Raw genomic sequence first — 4262 nt, 5'->3', positions numbered from 1 at the left:
CAACAATTCCTATTTTTTCATAATTAGGGGTCTCAATATCCCCCTAACGGCCACCGAGAAAACCTTCACCAGATAAGTATTTTTACTCAAGTCTCTGGAGGGGGACAGCTTATGTGACAGTTGAGGGTGCGGAATGTGGGCTCAATTCTCAGACGAATAGCGGCAGCGGGGATTGTTCTGCTTCTAAACAACTGTTTCTGATTTTTGTACCAAACTAACTGAGTTTTGCCAGCGATGCTTCCCTGTAAACCTGCCCCTACTCCCCCAGTTTTTTTATCTATTGCCCATGCCCAAGAAAAAACATTAGGATCAAGAGGATTAAGGGGGTATTCACAGTAAACATATTCATTGGCCTCTCGGTTTTTTAGCAATATTCCCTCATAGCTGTTGATGACATTTTGAGCAGTTTGACTGGAGCGAATCTTCTCGTTCCAGTGTTGAATAATAGCGGTTCCCAGTTGTGCGGGGGAAGATTGCAGATTCAAAGAGGGAACCCCAAGTTGAATGGCTTTTTTGATAATATCTGCTCGTTGAATTACGAACAAAAAGGTATTATCTGTAGTTAAACTATTCAGTTGTAGAGATTTTAGCGACCAACCACTGGCAGTTTTACTGTCCACTGCATCGTAGAGTAGTTTGCTTCTGCCTAGGGCAGGATCGGATAAAGGAATATTCTTGATATAATGAAAAATTGCTTCCCAGCTATAATCCTCGATCGAGCCAATCAATGGTGAGGCAATTGCGGCTAGAATGGCCTGCTTTAGTCTTTTAGTCTCGTCGTTCGTTAACACTTAGGGATTCCTCTACGGAATACAAAAATTCACTCATCCTCAGACCTAAAGCATTAGTAATATGACTAAGCACTCTCACCGATGGACTTTTTAATCCTCGCTCTAGTTGACTGATGTAAGTTCTATGCAGACCTGTTACTTCCGCCAAATACTCTTGCGACCACCCTTTTTCTTGGCGATAACGCTGTAGCTCTCGTCCTAAAATTTGCTCTAGTTGACCAGATTGCATAACCTGAATTCTAGTCTTTTGTATACCAAAGTTCTACAGACTAAAGTATTCAATGTCTCAGTGCCGAACAGAAACAGATAAATCAACCAAGGTCGATCGCAAATCGCTATGATAGAATATTGGGTCTTTAATTTCCGTCCCCTCCTCCTCTTATGAAACTGCCTGTCGTCGCTATTATCGGTCGTCCCAATGTGGGCAAATCCACCCTCGTCAATCGTATCGCTGGAGATCAACAGGCGATCGTTTTCGATCAACCCGGGATTACCAGAGATCGCACCTATCAACCAGCTTTCTGGTGCGATCGAGATTTTCAAATTGTCGATACAGGGGGGCTAGTTTTTAACGATGACAGCGAATTTCTCCCTTTAATCCGCGAACAGGCTTTAATCGCCCTAGCAGAGGCAAGTGTGGCGATTTTTGTCGTCGATGGGCAAGGGGGAATTACCGCCGGCGATCGAGAAATTGCCGCTTGGTTACGACAGCAAAATGTCCCGATACTTTTGGCCGTCAATAAATGTGAATCGGTGGAACAGGGTATCCTGCAAGCGACGGAATTCTGGGAATTAGCCATCGGTGAACCCTTCCCCATCTCGGCCATTCACGGTTCTGGTACAGGCGAACTACTCGATGCGGTGATTAAATATTTGCCACCCGCAGCGGCAATTCCCGAAAATGAAGAAATTAAAGTGGCAATTATCGGTCGTCCTAACGTGGGTAAATCCAGTCTCCTCAATGCTTTAACCGGACAACAACGGGCGATCGTTAGTCCGATTTCGGGAACCACCAGAGACTCGATCGATACTTTAATTGAACGAGAAGGACAGGTGTATCGGTTAATTGACACCGCCGGGATTCGCCGTAAGAAGAATGTGGACTATGGAGCCGAATTTTTCAGTATTAACCGTGCTTTTAAGGCAATTCGCCGGTCTGACGTGGTACTATTCGTCATCGATGTGCTAGATGGTGTCACCGAACAGGATTTAAAATTAGCGGGGCGAATCATTGAAGAAGGGCGTGCGGTGGTGCTAGTGGTCAATAAATGGGATGCGGTGGAGAAAGACACCTACACCATCAATACTTACACCAAAATGCTCCAGGATCGGCTGTATTTCATGGATTGGGCAGAAATGATCTTTGTCAGTGCTATGACGGGGCAAAGAGTCACCAAAATCCTCGAATTAGTCGATATTGCCGCCGAATCTCACCGTCGTCGCGTCAGTACCTCGGTAATCAACGATGTGATCGAAGATGCGGTTAAATGGCACAATCCCCCCACCACCAGGGGCGGAAAACAGGGGAAACTATACTATGGCACGCAAGTATCGAGTCAACCCCCCACGATCGCCCTTTTCGTTAACGATCCCCAGCGCTTTAATGATAACTATCGCCGTTACATCGAAGGGCAATTCCGGCAACAGTTAGGCTTTAAAGGAACCCCGATCCGCTTAATCTGGCGCGGCAAACCGGCGCGAGAAGTGGAAAAAACGGTTAATAGAGCCACCAAGGTCTAATTTATGGATTTATTGCGAAGTTTGCCCATCGGTCTTTATCTCGATCAACCGATCACCCGACTACATCAACTAGATGCCAGGGTAAAATTTATCTGGTTAATGGTGTTTTTAGCAGCACCTTTATTAGCTAATGCTTGGTGGCGTTTAGCTTTGGTGGGATTATTAATGTTGTTAACCCTGCTTGCACCTATTCCCCCCCGCGTCTGGCGGCAACAGATGGGCTGGCTGATATTTTTAGCGATTATCGTCTTTCTGATTACTGCCATCACTCCCGATGGTTTAGCGGTGAGTATTCAGCCGCGTTTACCAGAGGAAGGGCTGAATTTACCGCCAGCAAGTGATTATCAGTATGTTTTATGGGATAGAGGCCGTTTATTTGTTACCCGACGTTCTTTGGAATTAGCAGTGAGAATTAGTACCCTAATTTTTACTTTAATTTATAGCACTAATCTCTTTTTGTTGACGACGGCCCCAGAAGAAATTACCGAAGGTTTAGAGAATTTAATCAGTCCTTTACGGCGATTTAATGTGCCTGTGACAGAAATTTCTCTGACTCTGACCCTGTCTTTGCGCTTTATTCCTCTGGTTTTAGAAGAAGTGCAAAATCTAGCCAGGGCAGTGCGAACTAGGGCGATCGATTGGCAAAAATTAGGGATTAAAAGAAGTTTAAACGTCTGGTTAACAGTAGTGGAAAAATTACTAGATAATTTGCTTTTACGCGCCGAACAAATAGCAATTGCTATGGAGGTTCGCGGTTTTACCAGTCCCAATCAGCATCAAGTACGCTGGCACCAATTACAGTTAAGATGGGCTGATTTTATCGCTTTATTTTTGTTAATTCCCTTTTGGGCAGCCCGATTAGTTTGGGGTGGTTTATAGCAGTTATCAGTGATCAGTTATCAGATTTGAGTTTTAAGTGTGCAGTATTAAATAGAAGTTTCCTACTGTCTTTTCACCTGATAGTTCTTCGTTACTTGGTCTGGTTCGATCGGGTGGCATAAATCGACTAAATCTTTATCTGGCAAGGGATTTACTTGATTAGTTCGCTCTAGAAAACAATTGACAAAAATCGCCAAATGTCTTTCTCTATAAGAGTTTCATTTCTTATAACCCTGTCCGTTGCATAAGACAAACCGAAGAACCTCACTGATTACTGTTCACAGCAAAAAACTCCCCACTTTCCACTTCTCACTCGCCAATTTCCTACTAAAGATAGATATTTAAACAGATAAAAAGTATTACTTATAAGAGTAAGTTACGGCGTTTCTTATAGAGATGAGGTATGATAAGATTTGGCATTTGGCAGGGTGCATCTCATTTTTCTAAATCTACTAAGTTGGGATTTTTCAAGGAAGTCCGTAGGTTGGGTTGAGCGAATCAATAGGTTAAAGAAAACCTCTCAATTTTAGAGGAAAGCGAAACCCAACATTTCAGTTCGTAGGTTGGGTTGAGCGAATCAATGGGTTAAAGAAAACCTCTCAATTTTAGAGGAAAGCGGAACCCAACAGCCAACACCTAAATCCGTCGGAATCGGCGATCGCTTCTCCTGACCTTTTGTGGGGTTTCCTTGGGTCAATCCAAGCGTACTATAGTTGGGTTTCATGCTTCAACCCAACCTTGTATCTTGAGAAGTAGGCAACCCGTCCCAACCTAGGTAAAAAATACCGCTTTGTAGCTTGGGTGCCTATATTCTGAAAAAGGGCGTGGACATCCAGTTCAACCGAGGTGCTT

At 44.0% G+C, this 4262-nt stretch carries 5 protein-coding genes; 2 read left to right on the top strand and 3 right to left on the bottom strand.

Features of this window, described 5'->3' with window-relative positions; genetic code table 11:
• Positions 1–86 precede the first annotated feature (86 nt).
• Both IM509_RS18550 and IM509_RS18545 read right to left on the bottom strand, forming a co-directional pair.
• On the bottom strand, positions 87–791 hold the full coding sequence (locus tag IM509_RS18550) for a hypothetical protein (protein WP_185236751.1): 705 nt from the start codon (positions 789–791) through the stop codon (positions 87–89).
• Positions 769–1020 (bottom strand): helix-turn-helix domain-containing protein, encoded by a 252-nt coding sequence (locus tag IM509_RS18545; protein WP_002761350.1) that lies wholly within the window; start codon positions 1018–1020, stop codon positions 769–771. The genes IM509_RS18550 and IM509_RS18545 overlap by 23 nt, the downstream gene beginning before the upstream one ends.
• 152 nt (positions 1021–1172) lie before the next feature.
• Here IM509_RS18545 and der point away from each other — a divergent pair, with 152 nt between their 5' ends.
• Both der and IM509_RS18535 read left to right on the top strand, forming a co-directional pair.
• Positions 1173–2531, top strand: coding sequence for a ribosome biogenesis GTPase Der (gene der / locus IM509_RS18540; protein WP_002782109.1), 1359 nt, complete (start codon positions 1173–1175; stop codon positions 2529–2531).
• A gap of 3 nt (positions 2532–2534) precedes the next feature.
• Positions 2535–3410 carry an energy-coupling factor transporter transmembrane component T family protein gene (locus tag IM509_RS18535; RefSeq protein WP_072926937.1) on the top strand — a complete coding sequence of 292 codons (876 nt, stop codon included), beginning with the start codon at positions 2535–2537 and terminating at the stop codon, positions 3408–3410.
• 62 nt (positions 3411–3472) lie between these two features.
• Here the strand turns inward: IM509_RS18535 and IM509_RS18530 are convergent, their stop codons facing one another.
• Entirely contained in the window at positions 3473–3607 is a 135-nt protein-coding gene (locus IM509_RS18530) for a hypothetical protein (protein WP_260441158.1), read from the bottom strand.
• Positions 3608–4262 lie beyond the last annotated feature (655 nt).

Source organism: Microcystis sp. M31BS1 (assembly GCF_020245285.1).
Taxonomy (GTDB): domain Bacteria; phylum Cyanobacteriota; class Cyanobacteriia; order Cyanobacteriales; family Microcystaceae; genus Microcystis; species Microcystis panniformis.
The sequence above is the reverse complement of the archived record's forward strand: the minus strand, read 5'-3'. Positions and strand labels throughout refer to the sequence as shown.

Excerpts from the sequence above, each read along its gene's own strand:
- IM509_RS18545 (WP_002761350.1), bottom strand. The coding sequence starts at position 1,020 with ATGCAATCTGGTCAACTAGAGCAAATTTTAGGACGAGAGCTACAGCGT.
- der (WP_002782109.1), top strand. The coding sequence starts at position 1,173 with ATGAAACTGCCTGTCGTCGCTATTATCGGTCGTCCCAATGTGGGCAAA.
- IM509_RS18535 (WP_072926937.1), top strand. The coding sequence starts at position 2,535 with ATGGATTTATTGCGAAGTTTGCCCATCGGTCTTTATCTCGATCAACCG.